General features: G+C 32.2%; 10 protein-coding genes. 2 read left to right on the top strand and 8 right to left on the bottom strand.

Going from position 1 to position 21,025, the window contains the following annotated elements; all coding sequences use genetic code 11:
- The first annotated feature begins 75 nt into the window (after positions 1 to 75).
- The gene (gene dnaE, locus AC3VJB_RS14320) at positions 76 to 4,449 is read left to right on the top strand and encodes a DNA polymerase III subunit alpha (protein WP_437823701.1); all 4,374 of its coding nucleotides are present in this window, start codon (positions 76 to 78) and stop codon (positions 4,447 to 4,449) included.
- Positions 4,450 to 4,457: 8 nt separating this feature from the next.
- Positions 4,458 to 4,814, top strand: a complete 357-nt coding sequence (locus AC3VJB_RS14315) for a hypothetical protein (RefSeq protein ID WP_437823699.1) — start codon at positions 4,458 to 4,460, stop codon at positions 4,812 to 4,814.
- Positions 4,815 to 4,818: 4 nt separating this feature from the next.
- Here the strand turns inward: AC3VJB_RS14315 and AC3VJB_RS14310 are convergent, their stop codons facing one another.
- From AC3VJB_RS14310 to AC3VJB_RS14275, 8 genes are all read right to left on the bottom strand, one after another.
- On the bottom strand, positions 4,819 to 5,640 hold the full coding sequence (locus AC3VJB_RS14310) for an uS11 family ribosomal protein (protein ID WP_437823698.1): 822 nt from the start codon (positions 5,638 to 5,640) through the stop codon (positions 4,819 to 4,821).
- An 11-nt stretch (positions 5,641 to 5,651) separates the two neighbouring features.
- Positions 5,652 to 7,004 carry an ATP-binding protein gene (locus tag AC3VJB_RS14305; RefSeq protein WP_497667275.1) on the bottom strand — a complete coding sequence of 451 codons (1,353 nt, stop codon included), beginning with the start codon at positions 7,002 to 7,004 and terminating at the stop codon, positions 5,652 to 5,654.
- 77 nt (positions 7,005 to 7,081) lie between these two features.
- Entirely contained in the window at positions 7,082 to 7,462 is a 381-nt protein-coding gene (locus AC3VJB_RS14300) for a hypothetical protein (RefSeq protein ID WP_437823695.1), read from the bottom strand.
- Between the two features lie 42 nt (positions 7,463 to 7,504).
- Positions 7,505 to 8,092, bottom strand: coding sequence for a hypothetical protein (locus AC3VJB_RS14295; protein WP_497667274.1), 588 nt, complete (start codon positions 8,090 to 8,092; stop codon positions 7,505 to 7,507).
- An 18-nt stretch (positions 8,093 to 8,110) separates the two neighbouring features.
- Positions 8,111 to 12,868, bottom strand: a complete 4,758-nt coding sequence (locus AC3VJB_RS14290) for an eCIS core domain-containing protein (RefSeq protein WP_437823691.1) — start codon at positions 12,866 to 12,868, stop codon at positions 8,111 to 8,113.
- 47 nt (positions 12,869 to 12,915) lie between these two features.
- Positions 12,916 to 13,986 (bottom strand): eCIS core domain-containing protein, encoded by a 1,071-nt coding sequence (locus AC3VJB_RS14285; RefSeq protein WP_437823689.1) that lies wholly within the window; start codon positions 13,984 to 13,986, stop codon positions 12,916 to 12,918.
- Between the two features lie 24 nt (positions 13,987 to 14,010).
- Complete coding sequence (locus AC3VJB_RS14280) at positions 14,011 to 15,873, bottom strand: contractile injection system tape measure protein (protein ID WP_497667273.1); 1,863 nt, start codon at positions 15,871 to 15,873, stop codon at positions 14,011 to 14,013.
- Positions 15,873 to 20,984 carry a PKD domain-containing protein gene (locus AC3VJB_RS14275; RefSeq protein ID WP_497667272.1) on the bottom strand — a complete coding sequence of 1,704 codons (5,112 nt, stop codon included), beginning with the start codon at positions 20,982 to 20,984 and terminating at the stop codon, positions 15,873 to 15,875. The genes AC3VJB_RS14280 and AC3VJB_RS14275 overlap by 1 nt, the downstream gene beginning before the upstream one ends.
- Positions 20,985 to 21,025 lie beyond the last annotated feature (41 nt).

Raw genomic sequence — 21,025 nt, 5'->3', positions numbered from 1 at the left:
TCTTAATAACAATGTAAATTCTTCGTATTTTTACACTTTGTTTTATCCAAAACACTTCAATAAGTAATTTTGCCCATGTATTTAATTTTCGATACCGAAACTACTGGATTACCAAAAAGCTGGAATGCTCCAATAACCGATACCGACAACTGGCCTAGAGCCATACAAATTGCGTGGCAATTACATGATGAATTAGGAAATTTAATTGAACACAATGACTTCTTAATACAACCTGACGGGTTCAATATTCCGTACGATGCAGAACGTATTCACGGAATTTCTACTGATTTAGCTATCGAACAAGGAATTCAATTGAGTGAAGGGTTAGAACTATTCAACAAGGCATTACAAAAAACGAAGTTTATTGTTGGTCAAAATGTTGGTTTTGATGTCAACATTATGGGGTGTGAGTTTCATCGTTTAGGTGTTGAAAACAATTTAACAGAATTACCTGTTTTGGATACTTGTACCGAGCATACGGCACAATTATGTCAAATTCCTGGTGGTCGTGGAGGAAAGTTTAAACTTCCAACTCTTACCGAATTACACAATCATTTATTCGGAACAGGTTTTGGAGAAGCACATAACGCTACTGCCGATGTAGAAGCAACTACAAGATGTTTCTTAGAATTAATTCGTTTACGTCAGTATACAGAAGAACAGTTAGACGTTCCTTCTGATTATTTTCAACGTTATACAGAAGCAAATCCGAACCCAATACAGGTAATCGGACTTAAGCACTTAAACCTTAAAAAGGAAAGTGAAAAAATTCGCAAAAGAAAGTCATCTGAAACTGATGAAGCTAATACAATTTCTACCGCAGAAGGATTAGCAGAACTTGAAGGTGTTAAATTTGCTCATTTACATAACCATACACAGTATTCTGTTTTACAATCTACCATTCAAATTGGTAACATAGTAAATGCCGCTGCTAAAGATAATATGTCTGCAGTTGCCATGACCGATACGGGTAACATGATGGCTGCATTCCATTTTGTACAAGCTGTTATAGGACATAACAAAGCTGCTGAAGCGGCTAATAAAGAAGCCTTAGAAAAAGGAGAAGAACCTACACAAAGTGTTTTAAAACCTATCGTAGGTTGTGAGTTTAATGTTTGTGAAGACCATACCAATAAAAGTCAAAAAGACAATGGATATCAAGTCGTTTTACTTGCTAAAAATAAAAAGGGATACCACAATTTAGCAAAAATGTCTTCCATTGCTTTCGTGGATGGTTTTTACTATGTTCCAAGAATCGACAAAAAAGTTATTGAGCAATACAAAGAAGATGTAATTGTATTAACAGGAAATTTATATGGTGAAGTTCCTAGTAAAATATTAAATGTAGGTGAAGCTCAAGCAGAAGAAGCTTTACTTTGGTGGAAAGAACAATTCGGAGAAGATTTATATATCGAATTGATGCGTCACGGACAAGAAGATGAAAGAGTTGTGAACGAAACTCTACTTTCATTCTCTAAAAAGCATGATATTAAAATTGTTGCTACGAACAATACTTTTTACTTAGATAAAGAAGACGCCAATGCTCACGATATTTTATTGTGTGTAAAAGATGGTGAAAAACAAGCTACTCCTAAAGGTCGAGGAAGAGGCTATCGTTATGGTTTACCTAACGACGAATACTACTTTAAATCTACTGAAGAGATGAAAAAACTCTTTGCTGATTTACCTGAAGCTATTATTAACATTCAAGAAATTGTAGATAAAATAGAACCTTTTGGTTTAGCTCGTGATGTATTATTACCTGCTTTTGATATTCCAGAAGAGTTTAGAGATGAAAAAGATCTTGAAGATGGAGGAAAAAGAGGTGAAAATAATTTTTTACGTCATTTAACCTATGAAGGAGCCAAAAAACGTTATGGAGAAATCACCGATAAAATCCGAGAACGTTTAGATTTTGAGCTTGATGTAATTGCTAAAACAGGGTACCCTGGATATTTCTTGATTGTAGAAGATTTTATTCGAGAAGCACGAAACATGGATGTATCAGTAGGTCCAGGACGTGGTTCTGCAGCTGGTTCGGTAGTTGCTTATTGCTTGTGGATTACTAATATAGATCCTATCCAGTACGACTTACTTTTTGAGCGTTTCTTAAACCCTGAACGTGTATCGATGCCCGATATTGATATCGACTTTGACGATGAAGGTCGTAGCCGCGTAATGGATTATGTAATTGAAAAATATGGTGCGAACCAAGTAGCACAAATTATTACCTATGGTACCATGGCAGCTAAATCATCTGTACGTGATACCGCTCGTGTACTTGACTTACCTCTATTTGAAGCCGATAGAATTGCTAAGTTAATTCCAGGAATGAAATTGAAAAAAATCTTTTCTTTAGATGAGAAAGGATTAAAAGAAAAGCTTCGTTCTGAAGAAATAGAAATGGTAAATGAGCTAAAAGCTATTGCCAATGGTAATGGTCTGGAAGCAGAAACCATTAACAAAGCTAGAATTTTAGAAGGTTCAGTTCGTAATACTGGAATTCACGCTTGTGGGGTAATTATCACTCCTGATGATATTACCAAATTCGTACCGGTATCTGTTGCAAAAGATTCCGACATGTATGTTACTCAGTTTGACAACTCGGTAGTAGAAAGTGCAGGATTATTAAAAATGGATTTTTTGGGGTTAAAAACATTAACCCTAATCAAGGATACAGTAAAAATTGTAAAAGCGCGTCATGGTGTAGAGCTCGACCCTGAGAATTTCCCTATTGATGATGAGGAAACTTATGCACTTTTCCAACGGGGAGAAACTGTAGGTATATTCCAATACGAATCTCCTGGAATGCAAAAGTACATGCGTGAGTTAAAACCTACGGTTTTTGCCGACTTAATTGCAATGAACGCTCTCTATCGTCCAGGTCCTTTAGAATATATTCCTTCTTTTATTAGAAGAAAACATGGGGACGAAGAAATTCAGTACGACCTTCCTGCAATGGAAGAATATTTAGCAGAAACCTACGGAATTACAGTATATCAGGAGCAAGTAATGTTACTTTCGCAAAAGTTAGCTGATTTTACCAAAGGTGAAGCCGATGTACTTCGTAAAGCAATGGGTAAAAAGCAAGCTGCGGTACTAGCGAAAATGAAACCTAAGTTTGTGAATCAAGCAAAGGCCAATGGTCATGATGAAAAAGCCCTAGAGAAAATCTGGAAGGACTGGGAAGCTTTCGCATCTTATGCTTTTAACAAATCGCACTCTACTTGTTATGCTTGGATTGCTTATCAAACCGCTTATTTAAAGGCCCACTACCCTGCTGAATACATGGCTGCAGTACTTTCCAACAACATGAACGATATTAAAACGGTTTCGTTTTTTATGGAGGAATGTAAACGCATGGGGTTAGAGGTATTGGGTCCAGATGTAAATGAATCGTATGCTAAATTTTCTGTAAATAAAGATGGCGCTGTTCGTTTTGGTATGGCGGCAATTAAAGGTGTTGGTGGTTCTGCTGTAAAAGCAATTATTGATGAACGCAAAGAAAATGGACATTACACTTCTATTTTTGATGTAGCAAAACGTGTTGATTTACGTGTTGCTAACAAAAAAGCTTTTGAAGGTTTAGTATTAGCTGGTGGTTTTGATTCTTTTACAGATACTCACAGAGCTCAATATTATGTGAAAGATGAAAAAGGACAAACTTTTTTAGAAAAGGCTATTCGCTTTGGAAATAAGTTTCAAGAAAATCAGAATTCATCTCAGGTATCTTTATTTGGAGAAGCTTCGGATGTTGATTTACCTGAACCTTTAATTCCTGAATGTGAAACTTGGGGAACTATGGAATTGTTAGCTCGTGAAAAAGAAGTAGTAGGAATGTATATTTCTGCACATCCACTTGATGATTTTAAAAATGAACTAAAGTTTTGCAACGCTTCTCTAGCACATTTTAAAAACATCGCTCAATATGAGGGTTTAGGACTTTCTTTTGCTGGAATCGTTACTGATGTACAGCATCGTGTATCAAAAGCAGGTAAAGGATGGGCTGCTTTTACAATGGAAGATTATAACGATAGTTTTGAATTCCGAATTTTTGGTGAAGATTATTTAAAGTTTAAACACTTTTTGGTTCCAAATTCATTCCTATATATCAAAACTACGATCAAACCTGGTTGGACTAATAAAGAAGGTGTGAAAGGTGAACCTAGAGTTGGATTTAATGAGTTTTTACTATTACACGATATTATGGATAAAATGTGTAAAAAACTCACCATAAAAATTCCTCTACAAGAAGTAAAAGACAACACTATAAAAGAACTACAACACTTGTTTGCTACTAACAAAGGCTCACAAAGTTTGTATTTTACCATTTGGGATGCCGAAGAAAAAATAGAGTTAAATTTACCTAGTAGAACAACTAAAATTAAAGTGTCTAGTGAGTTTTTAAAAGCATTAGACGAACAGTTTATAAATTATAAGTTGAATTAATAACCAAAATGCTACCTAGTTATCAAAACAGTATCGACCTATTAACAAATGTAGCTAACCAAAAGTTATATAAACAACTTATAGTTCAACTTAACAAAGATTTTAGTCTAACTGGATTTGATTTAGATTTTTCTGCAAATAGCACCCCTTCTGAGTTAAAAGAGCAACTTCAAAAATCAGTAAAGGAATTAATTTTACATGATTTTAATTCTTATACAAATCTTTTATACCGTATAGATATTTCTGAAAAAGACACACAAAATATCGAGTCAACAGATATTAATGTATACACCGAATGTCTTACTTTTTTGATTTTAAAAAGAGTTTGGAAAAAGGTTTGGTTTAAAAATCAGTTTACCAAATAAAGCTTTAGTCTGTAATTTCTTCTATAATAGCATCCAAATTATGATTTTCTTCAAAATCGCCCAACCATGTTGCTGTTTCTTCGTGATTTAAAAAACTATTGAGTGCTTCTCGAACTGCTGTTTTGTTTTGTTGTGGTAAATTTTCAATTACTTCTGTTAAGTTACTTAACAAGTGTTTAGGAGAAGTATTTTCTTCATATAACTTAAATGCAATTTTTCCTGTTACATCTAAAAACTTTATATAGTTTGCTTTTGTAGTTATAGGTGTATTAATTCCTAATCTTTCAAAAACTTCTTTTACTACTCCTGAAGTTTGTCTTCCCCAAATACCGTCTACCAAAATTTCTTCTTTATATATATGCTTTAAAACTAATTGTAAATACAGTGTTTCTGATTTTGATGTTTCATTATAATCAACAGGTACACTCGTATCAACATGCCAATGATCTTTATGGTTTGGATAATAATAATTTAATACAATACCAAAGTGCTTTCTTAAAAAGGACTCTATTCCAAGATATAACTCTTTTTGATGAATAAAATTAGTTGTAACTAAGGTTTCATCACTCCAAAAAACAGCATCTAAATCAAATGCTTTTCCGTGACTATGCTGTCCTGGTTTGTCTACAAAAATCCCTGCAGTCGTAATTACTTCAGGTATCCCTAGAGGACAATGTTCAAAAACTTCTTGAAGTGCATTTTCTAAAATACTTAAAAAACTTTCATCAATTGAAAAATTACGTTGCTCTCCTCTTGTTCCATAAGGGTGATTCGTTAATCTAGCATAATGTAGAGGAATACCATTTATTTGATTGATTGTTTTCATTACTGCTCTTTTTAAAGTTTGATATTAATTGTTTTTCCTTCTTTTGTGTATTCTCTTTTTACTCCTTCTAATAAGTATTGCCTTAAAATTTTTTTTCCTTTACTGCCGATAGTCTTTAAACACGCATATTGAATTACATTTACGATGTTGGCTCCTGTAAGGTTGAATTTTTTAGCCAATTCTTCTACAGTAATTAATTCTTCAAGTTCAACGTTTTTAGGTAAATTGTTTTTCCATAAAGCTAGCCTCTCCTCATAGTTTGGTGTTTCAAACTCTATAATATTATTAAAGCGACGTGTAAATGCCGTGTCAATATTATTTTTAAAGTTAGAGGCTAAAATTATAAGACCTGGATGTGCTTCTATGCGTTGTAGTAAATACGACACTTCTTGATTGGCATATTTATCGTGGGCATCTCTTACACTGGTTCTTTTTCCGAAGATAGCATCAGCTTCGTCAAAAAATAAAATCCAATCTTTATTAATGGATTTATCAAATAGTTTAGATAAGTTTTTTTCTGTTTCTCCTATATATTTTGATACAACCATAGATAAATCTACTCGATACACATCCTTCCCTGTATACTTTCCTAACAGGCCAGCTGTTAATGTCTTTCCTGTTCCTGGGAGTCCACAAAACAACACGCGATATCCTGGTTTTATTTTTGAAGCCATACCCCAGTCATTCATTAATACTTCTTTATAGGCTAACCAATTTTCTATCTCTTTAACATCATTCAGCGTTTTTTCTTTTAATACTAAATCTTCCCACTCTAAATCTGTGGTTATTAAGCTTGCTGGAAAATCTTGACTTAATTGTGGTTTTAGTTGTTTACTTGTTAAAAATAAATGCACGTATTCTTGAACAAGAATTATTTTTCCACTCATTTGTGGCTCTCCATAAGGCATTTTTTCTATTTCTATGATGGAGTTTTTGATGAGTTTACTCTCACATAGTATAAAACTTGTTAGTTTCTTACGTTCTTCTACATCTTTGCCTGCCAAGATATATAACGCTGTTTCAACCGTTGGTATAATACCTCTATGATTTTTCCCTTTTACTCCACCAAACTCAGGAAGCTCTCCTCCATTGGGTAAAAAATCGGAAATAATGGTATTAAAGAAATTTGGTGAAATATTCGGTATTATACTTAAGAACAATAGTACTTTATCTACATAACTCAATTTATTAGTTTTTATAAACGAGGCTATGGTAGAGTTACTCTTTTCAAAATTTATATCCAGTTCTAAAAAATCATTCCCATGAAATTCTAAAGACAATCTAGCGTAAATTATTTCTCTTAAAAAAGAAACGACTTCTTGTAGTTCTGTTTTTGTGTTTGTATTGTTTATTAATGTATCCATGTTTTTTGTGTGTTCAATTGATTAAACATCTATTGCTCTATACATGTATGTCTTAGATTACCTCTATCACATATTATTTAGCCTGAGTTCGATTTATAACATATTGATTTTTCATCTTCTGATTTTTGAACTTCCTCCTCTTCCTTTTGAAGATTATTTTTTGAGGCTAATTGAACTACTGGACTTATAGAATCAACTAAAGGTTTTTGCTGAACTTCTTGTTCATTTGATTCTTGTTTTTGAATCTCTTCTTCGTTTTTCTTTTGAACTGTGGGTGCGAAAAAAGAGTTTGGAGTTTCTTTTCCTTTCGCTACTATTTTATCCGCAGTTCTATCTGCCTCTACCTCATATTTATCACCAGGCTTCCCAACATTTAATTTAGGTTGAATAAAAGAATCATTCTGCGAAGAATGTCCCGGTGGTTTTGGTTTTAAAGTAGTAGTTTTTGCAGCGAACATATTTTATTAATAATAGTTTTCTATGAGAAATCTAGTATATTATTAGGTTTGATTATAAATCTTTTTCATTGTTTCTTTTGCCCAGTATATTTGATTTTCAATTTCTGTTAATAGCTTTCCTAATGGCATAGAAATATTGGTGATCGTGTTAGCTAAAAAACTTTTATTAGGATTTTCTTTTAAAACTGCTTTATAATCTGCTAAATAATCATATAATTTTTCATATTGATTTACCGCTTCAGAAGTATACAATGGAGAGTCTAAAAGGGGATAATAGCTATTAAGTTCATTAGGAAATGAACCTAATATTGAAAAATACACCATAGAACCTTTAGGCTCAAAAAGAAAAAATGTAGCCTCATAATCACCTGCTGTTCGGAGTAATGTATCTTTTCCTTCTTTTAATTGAATAAACACTTGTTCTAACTGAGGGATTAAAAAATCAAGAAGTCCAAATTTGTTAATTTGCATATTTTGCTCCTCAGACAATGCGTCGAAAATAATTAAAGTATCCTCTGGTGCCATATTCCATAAAGGTTTATCTAAAACATAGTCCTTTAAAGACGTCATACTCTCAGGAAAATTCAAGTCATAATCGTCATCAGGATTAAATGTGCATAATGTTATCATATCTGTATTCTTTTTTATTTATATACTCAAGAAAAGTCTTACTGCTGCTTTCATAATATCTTTTGATAGGCTAATCACACCTGTTCCTCCTATTGGATAAATTGAAACTAAGCCATTTACTCCGTTTAAATTTACACGTACATCATGAATAACACCACTAACTGTAATACCCGTTTTAACTCTATTTTGTCCACTTAGCATTGTTCCTATAAAAGTCTGGAGATCGGCATGATTTAATAAATCGGTTGCTATTCTTCTAACATCGCCAACACCAGTTCCAACTTGCCACATACCATTTAAATCTTCAACATTACCCATAGTTAATCTAAAATACTTCCAAGTATGTCTGCTAATATAATGGAAAATATCAGCCGCTTCAACAGTTACCGTAAGTGTTGTGCCATCTGACAGGGTAAACACTTTACTCGCTACACCTCCAGTGCCAGCTGTTGTTCTTCCTGGATAAGCAGTAAAATTGGAAGCGCCTTCTGCAATAAAATTTCTGGCATAACTAATTAAATCTCTCCAACCACTTGGTGTGGAAACACCAGCTGCTACAGCTCTATTAAAGAACTCTTCGAGGTGTGCCCAGTTTTTAAAGCCATCACTTACACAGGCATCTAAAAACTCTACAATAATAGTCATATTAGAAGCTTTAGCTTTATCGACAACTTGCTTTAAAGATTGGAAATCTGTAAAGTGAGTAATATAATCGATCATTTTTTGTAGATCACCTATTTCATCCAATACACTAAATAGCTCATTTAAATTCCCTCCAGCATGTGCCAATAAAGTTCTAAAGCGTGCTACTGTGAAATTATCCATGAATAATAAAGAATCCATTCTAAATAATGACATACTAGGCTCATCCATTAATCTAAGGAAATCATCCAATTCCCCTCCTAATTGTTGTAATGCACGGACAATATCATCAATATTATTAGCTCTACCTTCTAAGTAAGTTAATAATTTTGGTAACTCATTAGTTCTTCCTAAAACTTCTACAAGGAGATTAAAATCAGTTACATTGTCGAATAGTAGTAAAACTCTGTTTAAATCATCGGCATCATTTAAAACTCTTAGCAATGTATTTAGATTATCAACACTATCTAAAATCCGCATCGATTTAGCTAAATCATCTGCTCCCTCAAGAGTTTTAAATAGCGCTGCAGTATCGTCTGCACTATTAAAAAGTTTTGCTAATACAGATAAATCCGTACCCTCTTTACTTGCAAGTGCTAAAAATCTTGGAAGTTCATCAATCGCTTTAGTCATAGCCAAAATCATCTGATTAAGCTCTGGTGCATCTTCTAAAACTTTAATAACTCTGCCAAAATCATCTCCAGATCTTGCTAATATTTGAAGTAATCGGGTTAATTCGGTTGTTTCAGATAAAATTCGAACTAAAGTATTTCCTTTACCAAGAGCTATGGCGCGTTCCATCATGGTGAGTATCTGACCAATATCATCGGCATTTTTAATTAACAAGAATAAAGCATCTACGTCATCTACGGCTACCAAAACACGAATGATTCTATTTAAATCACCTGCTTGATCTAACAACCTAATCATATCATCAAGAAAATTCGTTTTAGCTAAAATTTTAAGTAGACCTACAAGATCCTGAGCAGCATCAATAATTCTTATGAGAGCTTTTAAGTCTTTAGATCGAAGCACCAGTCTTAAGAATATTAATATTCTCTGAATTCGAGAAAATATCGTAACAAGGCTCGCAATACGAGGTATCCACCCCATTAATTTTGCGTAAACGCCTGTGCCTATTAATCCAAATGCAAGTTCAAATAATCCCTTACCTAATAACCTTCCTCGTTCATAAGGTGTCAAACCTTCTGTAACGATGGCAGCCACTAAGAAATATACAAAAGCAATAATCCCAATTACAATACCAATAATTAAAAGGACTTTTCCAATGGCAGCCAAAGTAATTCCAACAACAACAACTAAGAATACAATAATAAGTACAACAACAAGAACAACAATCCAGAAAATAAGTGTACCCATTGCTTCCCATATCGCACTCAATAGGCTAGTAAACCCTTCCCAAAAACCAGCAAATACACCTCTTACAAAAGACCAAAAATCATCGCCTTTATTAAATTCTGCATCCAGATTAGATTCAAAACGTTCTAAAATATTTTCCTGCTCAGAGATGCCATCTGACACACGATCTCGCATATCCTGCAAATCATCATCTAATTGCGAATCCCAACGTGTTTCTTCTTCGCTAATCTTATCATCAAATCCTGTTTCTAATTCATCTCCTACAGCACGTGAAGCATCCGCAGAATCTCTAACAACTTCGTCGATAACACCAAAAACGTCAGTTTGTAAACGGGTTGCTGCAGTAATGTAATCTGTTAGTATTCTTGTAAAACTTGGTATAACTGTATTTTGGGTACTAACCAGTTCGTTTATAAAACTTGTAACGCCTGTTATTAGCCTTCCATTAGCATCTTCAACAAAAGTAGTAACGTCATTTTCTTGGTCTGTAATGGCTTGATTTAAATCTTCTTGAGCTTCAGCAACTTCGTCTCTGTGCCAGTATATTTCACCGACATCCTTTGCAAACTCATCAATATCTGCTATAGACTTTGCCTTGTCCTCCCTAAGCTTAGCTTTAACATGAATTTCAACATCATATAATTCCTCTCTAATTCGTTGTGGTATTCCTCTAAGCGCACTAATTTGCTCATTAATACCACGATTTACCTCACTCACTAAATTGGTAGTCTCAGTACGCAAACTATCGATAGATTCTTGACCTGCATCTCTTAATGCAGTTATAGTTTCATCTCTATTTTCAATGACTCTTTCACGTGCTTCAACACTAGTTTCTCCAAATTTTAGAGCAATATTTGAAGAGTCTTCCCGATAATTTCTTGCCAAGTCTCTCGAATGAGTAGTAATTGAATCTCGTATAGTATTACCAGATTCTCTGATCTTACCAACGGTATCTGATTTAGTATCCCATGCTGATTGGGTAACTTGGTCTGCATTATCTCTTCCAGAATATTGGCGTGATTTTCTTCTTATAATATTACCAACTTCATTTTCCTTCTCTGTAGTAGAACTATTAAGTCTACTTACTTGCTCACCTGCTCCATCAAGAACAGCTTGTGCTTTACTTTCTCCTCTCGAACGAATAGTTTCTTGTTTAATTCTTGTAATTTGATCTATTCGTTCTAATTCTAATCTCGCATTTTCTCTAGCATTTTCAATTTCATTAGCTCGTTTTGTTTCAATAGCTGTTTTAACTTCATTAAATTTACGATTAACCCCTACAACAACTTGTGTTTGTGCAGTTTGAAGTCGAGTTATCTGAGCATTTACTTCATTAATTGCTCTTTCCTGCTCCATTCTTATAAAATTATCAACGGCTGCATTTTGCTCTGTATAAAAATTCTCGACCGCTTGCTTTCTCTTCTGAACAAATGATGTAAAAGCCTCAAAAGTTGGAAACACTACAGGGGGATCACCAGCAGTAGTTTGTGGTCCACCTTGTTGGTTACTTTGTCCAGCATTCTGATTCCTTTGTTCGTTATTAGCTTGTTGATTATTTGAATTTTGAGTATTAGGAACTTGGTCGTTTTGTGGATTATTAGGTTGTTGGTTATTGCTTTGATTACGATTAGTACCTCCATTTTGATTCCCTTGCTGACTATTATTAGACGGTTGATTATTAGAACTCTGATTATTATTCTGACTGTTTTGCTGAGCATTTGATTGCTGAGTATTGTTTTGATTGCCACTACCTTCTCCATTTTGATTCCCTTGCTGATTGTTTGTTTGTGATTGATTATTTTCGTTTTGAGTGTTAGAATTTTGATCATTTTGTGGATTATCTGGCTGCTGATCTTCATTTTGATTTCCGTTACCCTCTCCTTCTTGCTTTTGGATTTGTGGTATACTCGAATCAGACTCCATTTTAGCTTGAACCCCATTAGCTGGTGACGCTCCTTGTTGTACAGTGTGGGTTAACTCATGCGCTAACAAATGTTTTCCTGACTCTGATGAAGGATTGTATTTTCCTTCATTAAAATAGATGTCATTTCCATTGGTAAATGCTTGAGAACCTAATTTTTTATTCATCTGTACAGCATTACTATCGTTATGAATTCGTACACCGCTAAAATCAGCTCCAAAACCTGACTCCATTTCATTTTGAGTATTTGAAGGTAGTGAACTTCCCCCTCCCTTTGAGCTACTCAAATCACCTTCTAGCGAGGAATTATCGTCTCCTCCAGCCATTTGTAATTGCTGAACTTCTTCTTCCTCTTTTTCTTGAACCTCCTCCTCTTCTTTTTCTTGGATTTCTTCTTCTGGTTTTTGTTGAATTAACTCATTGCTAAATGATGTAGTGTTATCTTCTTTGGCTTGTAGATTTTCTTCTGTTACTTGTTGAGTATTTTCATCTTCTGATTTTTGAACTTCCTCCTCTTCCTTTTGAAGATTATTTTCTGAGGCTAATTGAACTACTGGACTTATAGAATCAACCAAAGGTTTTTGCTGAACTTCTTGTTCGTTAGATTCTTGTTTTTGAATCTCTTCTTCATTTTTCTTTTGAACTGTTGGTGCGAAAAAAGAGTTTGGGGTTTCTTTTCCTTTCGCTACTATTTTATCCGCAGCTCTATCTGCCTCTACCTCATATTTATCACCTGGTTTCCCAACATTTAATTTAGGTTGAATAAAGCTTCCTCCTCCATTTGGTTTTGAAGAAATTGGTTTTGTGGTATGTTGGGTTTTTGGTGAAAACATTGTTCTTATCTAGTTTGTATCTTTAAATTTTTAGGTAACATTATTTTTTATGTTCTTACACTTACATCCCCTTGTAAAACACAATGTGGATTAGTACTGGGAACATGAAATGTAATATAGTAAGTCCCATCTGGCAAACCGCTCCAATTACCTGTATTTGATCGAGTTACAGAAAATGTTTTTTCATCATAACTGGAATCATATATTATTCCTTTTTCATGTAAAATGACCCAGTAATTTCCTGAACCACAATTATCTGTTCCTCTATCCCATTGTGCATTACTTGTCAAAGTCACATTACCATTTGACACTTGAAATTCTCGCGACTTTAAATATCTATGTCTAATAGATATGGTACTGTCAAACCCTCCTGATCCTCCTGATTGCTTTTGTACTTTTTTTTGTACCATTCCTTTTTGCTGAATTGTATGTGTTAACTCATGCGCTAACAAATGTTTTCCTTCTTTGGAATTTGGATTGTATTTTCCTTCATTAAAATAAATATTATTTCCGTGTGTAAATGCCTGCGCACCTATTTCTTGACTCATTTGAGCGGCTTCTGAATCGTTGTGAATGTTTACATGACTAAAATCAGCTCCAAAACCTGATTCCATTTCACTTTTGGTTTGCCCATCCATTTTTTTACCTCCGTTTCCTCCTTTTAATTTACTTTCAAAAGAAGGTTGATTAGATGCTGAAGCGTTATTTTCTGATTTTGACTGCACCGCTTCCTCTTCTTCTTGCTTTTGTACTTTTTCTTCTTTTTCACAATCATCGCACTTCGATTGTATTGTTTCTTTCTCTTCCTTCTTCTGAATTGACTCCTCTTCTTGTTTACTTTGTACAGGTTGTTCTTCTTCTGAAGATTCCGTTTTTTGTACTAAAGGTGTTACTTCAGAAGCCAATGGTTTTTGCTGTATTTCTTCTTCATTTTCTTTTTTTTGTATTGAATTAGCTTCATTATTATTTCCTACAACTTTATCAGCCATATTATCTGCTTCAACTTCATATTGATCTCCTTTTCTTCCAAATGCTAGCTTCGGCTGAATAAACAAATCCTTTTTTTTATCTTTTGCTTGAACGTTATTAGCTTCTGGTTTTTTATCTCTTTTAAACATGACTTTTAAAGTTTTAGTTATATTTTACCAATTCGTAAAGATTAATTCCTTCATCCAAGGAAGTTTACATAAGCTTAAATTCCATGGTAATTTGGTATCTATTAAAATATCTTGTGTTTTTCTTTCAACTGTTAGCGTAGGATTGTCCTTGGTTAAATCTAGTTTTCCTTCTCTTTGTAAATACTCATTACGCAATAGGTCGTTTGAAGAGTTTTTTAAAACCGCCCAATTTTGAAGTACTGCTCTTAACAATTCCTCTGATTTTTCTTTAAGTTCATCACTCAGTACTACATTTCTTTCAATAGAACTTTGTATGGGTAGGTTGCACAAAAATTTTTCGAAAATTAAATTGTTTTCAAACTGTTGTTCTTTTTTAGTTGCTACATAATGTAGCAAGTGAACTGCTTCATTGGGTTTGATAATTTTGTTGTCATTGTCTAGAAAACCACATGAATTGAAAAACTGCTTTAAAAAGGGGTGTAATAAAATTAATCCAGCATTTCTAATAAGATGTGATTTAGACTCACTTGTAACTTCTTTTTTACTTGAAAAAGTGTTTTTTAACGCTTCTTGATGTCTCCTTTTATATTCAGCTCTCTTTTGGTCGTCAGTAATTTTCTCCGTTTTCAAGTTTACTCCTTTATCTTCATAAGGATTCTTACTTTTCGCTTGCATTTTTATTCTTAATTCTTCTTTTACTTCTTTACTTTTCTCTTTTGATGATGTTTGCTTCTTTAAGGTTTCTTTTTTGTTTTTATTCTCTTTTTCTTCAACTGAAATAGGTAATTTAAGACTGTTTATTTCTTTATTTTTAAATGTTAATTTTTCATCTACAATTTTATTCTTCTCTAGATTTTCTTCCTTAATTATATCTTGACCATGGTTGGTAACTTCAAAGTCTATTTTATTTAATTGAATGGTATTTACTTCTTTATCTTTTTTATGATTTTTATCAAACCCTTCAGAAACTTCTATATTTCCTTCTTTTAGCTTTTGATGTTTTTTATCAACATTTTTAAGTTTATTTTTATCAATTTTAATCCCAAGCTCTTTTAGTTTTTTAACATTAATTTGATTTTTAAATATTGTGCTTTCCAAAATCAATTCTCCTAAAAAAAACATTAACTCTTCTGTATAATCCTTTAGAAATGTTGTTCTTTTTAATATTATTATTTCTTCTAGAATTTCATCTACTATTCTTGAAAAATCATTATTAATTGTTGCTTTAATAAAAAACTCCCATACGCTGTTTTTTATCTCATGATTCTTAAAATCAAACTTTTTAATTGTTGATAGGAAAGCCTCATATCCTTCTGGTTTACTGAAAACTCCTAGGAATAATATTTGTAATTCTTCAGTCTTAAACTGTTGAATTAATCTATTCTGTTGAACTTGATCTCTTAATGATTTTAAAAAGCGCTCTTCAAAAAATTGACTTTCTGTTATTTCAAACAACATCTTTTTTGTAAAACTTTTCTCTTCTTTTTGATTCCACCAAGCTGTTGTACCGTGTTGCAAAAAGTGAAAAAAAGTATCTAATTTAGATTCTGTTGTAGTAACCTTTTTTATAGTTACTTTGTGCAATTCTGGTGCTTTAAAAATTGCTTTTAGCTTTGTTATAAGTTGTTCTTTTATTTCTCTCTTTGTGCTGCTATCGTTTATAGATGTATTGCTATTAGATATATTAACCTCAATATTTAAATTTTCTATTTGTTGAATGTTTGCTTCATACTCGATTTCTTGAGAGTTAAAATATTTTTCTATTTCTGGAAATACTTCTTTCTGTAAAAAGTTTTCGATAGTATTTTTACACTCTTCTGCTACTTTTTTACTTTTCGTATTTACCTCAACAAATGCTTTTTGTATGGTATGTTCTAGGGCAGCCATTATGCGGTTTGTATTAAGTTTTCTTTTATAAACTTAGATATGTATTCGGCTTGAATTTCTACTGAACATTTTCTTAAAAACTCTAATAAAGCTTCTTCTTTTTTTATTTGTCCTTCCGTAAACCCTGTGTTAATTTCAATTAACAAATCTAGGAGGTCTTGTTTGATTTCATCTGACTCTAAAACTGTTTGCTTTTGACAATGAAGAATATTAAAGAATAATCTTACCTGTGCTTTATAATATTTTACAAGTAACGCTCTATTATCAGCGTTCTGTAAAGAAAGCATCCACGTATTATTTAATAAATCTAAAAACAGTTCAGTTAATTGATTGTTGTTTTTTCCAGTTAAATAAGAATTGCTTTTATCGTCTATTATTTTTATATATATATCATTTGTAGGAACTACTACAGTCATGTTAACCTTACTTCCAACAATTCCATCATTCATACTAAATTTATTCGATTTATAGTAATTGTCAATTGCTCCTTTTGTTATTTCCTCACAGGTTTTATCTTGTATTTTTTCTATTTCTATAACTTCTGTTGTTGTATGCTCTCCGCACTTACTTGCTACCGTTAAAGAGACTTTTACTGAATCTCCATCAAAGTTGCTCAGGTCTTCTGTTATTGTTGTTCTTTTTATTTGAGGTTCTCTTTCAACTCCATTAATTACCCAAACATACTCGTCTCCCTTTTCTGAAGTATTTGTTAATGATACTATTCTAGTTTTTGAATCAAAACTATGTGTAAAACTTGCTTGTGGTGTTGCTGTAAGGTTAATTGTTTGTGTTACAAATGTTCCTACAATACCAATACTTACAGTTCCTGAATTAGTTAGTCCAGAATTAGCTGGTACAAACTCCCATGATTTTATTTCTTCATTAAACTTTACATTTCCACCTGTGAGTTGTACTCCTTCAATTTTTGGTCTTACTGCAACAGGATAAGGCTCTTTATCACTTAAACAAAAAGTGGTTGGTATGTTTATTGTAAACTCTGGAAATGCAATAGTCTTTGTAAACTTTGCAGTTGAGAAACAGCCATTACCATCAGTAATTGCAAGTGTTACTGTATATGTATTTTCTATTCCTTCTTTAACTAATAATTTAGGATTAAAAAGTTCAGCTCCCGACTCAATACCATTTACACTCCAATTGAATTTTAACCCTTCTGGTTTTACTCCTTCTGGAAGGATAGCTTCGAAAACTGCTTCATAAAATAATTGTCCATCTTTCCATATAAATCTCGATTCACTTCGTTCTGAAATACTTATTTGCTTAACTTCATGAATCGTGATTCTTGCATTGGTTGTTTGCCCATCTTCTAAAAACTCAATTATTTGACCATAATTTTCAAAAACTGCTACATCAACAACTAGTTCATTGTTTTCAATCGTTACTCCATTTATGGCTCCATTTGCAATGGTTATTGTTCCATTAACATTCGTAAATGGAATTCTTGCTGTTTTTTCTTTAGTAAAATCGATACAATATGATGGTTGAATAGCTAATTCAGATGGTGTTAGTGTATCAAATTTTATTGGATTTATAGGTATTTCTTTCGAACATGGTCCTAATGAAATTTTCAATCCTGGGTGTATCTCATTGTTTATATCATCAATTGGCAATCCATAATTTTGAAAAACTTTATTATTTATAGGTGTACGTTCCACTCTAGTACCATCTCCCATAAAGTCCCAAGAGTACTTGATGTTATTAAAGAAATTAGCATTTACAAAATCAGTGTCTTTCCAATGTAACACATAGGTTACTCTTGCTTTCGATTTATTCTCATTATATTCAATAGGTTGTTCTACTTCAACTAATAACTCTAATGCTGGATATACAATAAGTTCACAATCTGTAGGCTCATCATTAACCATAAATTTAATTGGTTTACCTAATAAACTTTTATCTATTTTAGTTACATCAATTTTCCATCTTTTATCTTCTTCATCTAAATAAACTCCTGACTCCACACCTTCAGGCACATTTGCTTTTACTTCTCCATCTAATGGTCTTACAGTAAATAATAAAGAGTCAATTTCTATATCTTTTTTCAAACAAATAGTACTTACTGGCAAGCTTAAAAATGGTGGCTCTTTAGGAATTATGAAATTCACTGGAGCACAATCTGAACAACACATATACGGTAGCGAAAAATCTGCTACTACTGTATTTTTCAGTGTTTCATTTTCTTTAATTACAGTATTTTCTTCGAAATATAATTTTTTGTTAGTTTCTAAAACAACAGGGTTATATACCTGTAAAAAATATTTGTTTTTAGGTACTAAATGGTCTTTAATAGTAATACGCATTCCTACAGAACCGTCTTCGTTTATAACTGTTTCTTCAGCTTTTAGAGTTTTAGACATTCCTGTTTGAATCCAAATTCCATTTAAAAAAGCTGAAAAATTACTAACTGTTTCTGCTAATGTTTCGCCTACAAGCACTATATTGTTACTAATATATCTTGCATGTGCTGTTTTGAAATAATTCGCATCTACAAATGAAAATTCTATAGTTGAACTTTTATCCCATAGCTTTATTATTCCTCCATTTTTATAACTAATCTCATCTTTACTGAAAGCTAAATCTTTCGAGTTTATAAACTTATTTGTAATGTCTGATTCTTTATCTGAAGTTACTGGTTGATTTTTAAATACGATGTTTAGCACTACATCATCAAACGTGTTTTTATCTGCTGCATTTTCGGTAACGTATACCATTACAAAAGTTCCTCCTGGAATAACTCCTGCTTTATGTTCAAGACCTGGATGTTGTTTTACAAATTCTGAAAGTTGTATTCTTTCTAGAATCTTTTTCTTTCTTTTTTCTATTTCTAAAAGTAGTGTTTCTAACTTTTTTCCTGAACAACAAACAATAGATAATTGGTTAATTAATAAACCTAAAATTTGTTTGGTTGAAACTTCCAATGAGGTACTGTTGTACTTTGCTTGTAGGTTTTTTACTTTCTTACAAAGCTCTGTTATTGTTAGTTTATAACTTGTTAGCACAAGACTATCTATATCTCTTATATTTAATGGTATTTTTGTGTCTAAAATATACGTATGAACTAAGGTTTCTGTAAGGTCTGTTAATATAAAATCACTAAGTGTTGGTTCTTCTTTCCAAACTTCTTTTTCTTTTATAGCCTCGGTTTCTTTATTCAATTCAACAATAATATCACTTGCGGATCCTTCTTTATTTTTACCTATTACACGATCTATTAAATAGCCTATTGAGTCTTCATCTTTCGTCAAGTTTTCTTTTACAATATTTTCTTTATTAATCAGATAGTCTTGGTATTTATTTAAAACAGTTTTATTGTATTTATATATTGTTTCTCGTTTTTTAGTTTCTTCCTTAGAAAGGAACTTCATTTTATTTATTACTTCTTTGTCCATAAAAGCAGTGTCCGCTGCTACTTCTTCAGTTGCACTTATTCTTTTATCTTTTGATGGAATTAACCTATCCACTACTATATTAACCTTTGGATTGGTTAATTTAAACGCTGAAAATGTTTTACTTACTTCTGATAAAATGCAATTTTGTTCTGCTCTCCATGCGTTTAACAACATTTTTAAATCTTCAAACTCACATTCATAATTATTAATGTTGATGTTTTGTTTCGTAGTATTAATGGAAAGTGTTTTTACATCAAAATTTAATCCGTATTTTTTTTTATCGTCCAAAATTTTCTCTAGTGCTTCGCGATACATTTTTCCTTGATGCCCTTCAATTCTATAAAAATCATTGTTATCAATGTTGTAGGATAATGGGTTTTGAATTGCTTCTGATTTTTTAAGATTCTCTTTTTGATAGCTTAAATTTTGGTTGTCTCTATAATTTTTTGTTTTGTTAAAATCCCAATTCTTTAAAAACTGTGAAGAAACGTTGTAATAAAAAGGAATTGCTTTGTCGCTTAAAGGAGTATATGCTTTTGATGGGGTTATTACCACATCTTCTGATTTTGTTTTTCCTATATAATTACTCGAAATAGCAATTGCTCTATTAATTAACAACTGTATTTTTTGAAGGTTTTCATTTTCATGACCTACAATAGTTGATTTATAAAGTCGGTGACGTAATTCTGGATATGCTGTTTCTTTTTCCAACTTTCCTAACATTACATGCTTTGGAAAAGCTCCTATATTTGGACAGCAGTTTACATTAATATGAAGTAAAAGTTCTTTAATTTCATTATACGTATCTACCAAATCTTTGATAACATCGTACCTGTATTGAAAATCTAATGGAATAGCAAACGGACTATAATTAAATAATGCTTTTATTTTAGTAGTTATTGATGATTTTTGAAATTTTGAGAATATCGTATCAAAACCATCAATTAAATCTACACTTATACTTTTGTCTTTAATTACACTATCAAACTGAGCTTTTAATTCTGAAAATGTTTTGGTGTTTTTCTCATTTAACACCACTCTTTTTGCTTTTACAACAGGTAACTCATCATTAATTTTATACCAATTGTGTTTTAAAAAAATAGTGTCTTTTGATGCAATAGCTTCTAAGTCTTCAATACTTATAAGTAATACTCGTAGCTTATTAATCTGCTCGATACCTTGATTATCACATGTTAGTTTATTACATAATACGTCTTCGTTTGAATATTGTTCGAGATATAATAGAACAGCCATTTTTTGTATCTCTGGGAACTCAATTAAAGGGGTATGCGACTCATTTTCTTCACTATGCAATTCCCATAAATTATATTGCTTTTTTTGAGTATTTCTAAAACGCTCGTATTTGCCGTCGGTATCCTCAAATTTTTTGTAAAATGAAAACTTTTTTGATTTTATGTTTTCTTTTATTAAATCAAAAAACTGAATTAAATCTCCATCAGTAGTTACTGCTACTCCTTGAGTGATTTCAATACTCGACACCGCTGTTTTATCTATAGTAAATTTTGGAGTTACCTGAAACCCACAGGCTATTCCAACACCACTTAAACCTAATCTCGACAAACGGTTTTGATCTTCAAAATAGTCGATAAATGTATTGAGTTGTGTTTCTGTTAACACTTGATTAGCATTAAACTTACTATATTCAGTTGTAATTTCTCTTAGTTTCAGATTAGTCGTTTCCATACGTATTATGTTTTGGCTGTGTTAATAAATAAACACGTACT

It is taken from the genome of Tenacibaculum sp. TB-53 (genome assembly GCF_059716285.2).
The sequence above is the reverse complement of the archived record's forward strand: the minus strand, read 5'-3'. Positions and strand labels throughout refer to the sequence as shown.

Excerpts from the sequence above, each read along its gene's own strand:
- AC3VJB_RS14295 (WP_497667274.1), bottom strand. The coding sequence starts at position 8,092 with ATGATAACATTATGCACATTTAATCCTGATGACGATTATGACTTGAAT.
- AC3VJB_RS14275 (WP_497667272.1), bottom strand. The coding sequence starts at position 20,984 with ATGGAAACGACTAATCTGAAACTAAGAGAAATTACAACTGAATATAGT.
- AC3VJB_RS14290 (WP_437823691.1), bottom strand. The coding sequence starts at position 12,868 with ATGTTTTCACCAAAAACCCAACATACCACAAAACCAATTTCTTCAAAA.
- AC3VJB_RS14285 (WP_437823689.1), bottom strand. The coding sequence starts at position 13,986 with ATGTTTAAAAGAGATAAAAAACCAGAAGCTAATAACGTTCAAGCAAAA.
- AC3VJB_RS14300 (WP_437823695.1), bottom strand. The coding sequence starts at position 7,462 with ATGTTCGCTGCAAAAACTACTACTTTAAAACCAAAACCACCGGGACAT.
- AC3VJB_RS14310 (WP_437823698.1), bottom strand. The coding sequence starts at position 5,640 with ATGAAAACAATCAATCAAATAAATGGTATTCCTCTACATTATGCTAGA.
- AC3VJB_RS14315 (WP_437823699.1), top strand. The coding sequence starts at position 4,458 with ATGCTACCTAGTTATCAAAACAGTATCGACCTATTAACAAATGTAGCT.
- AC3VJB_RS14280 (WP_497667273.1), bottom strand. The coding sequence starts at position 15,873 with ATGGCTGCCCTAGAACATACCATACAAAAAGCATTTGTTGAGGTAAAT.
- dnaE (WP_437823701.1), top strand. The coding sequence starts at position 76 with ATGTATTTAATTTTCGATACCGAAACTACTGGATTACCAAAAAGCTGG.
- AC3VJB_RS14305 (WP_497667275.1), bottom strand. The coding sequence starts at position 7,004 with ATGGATACATTAATAAACAATACAAACACAAAAACAGAACTACAAGAA.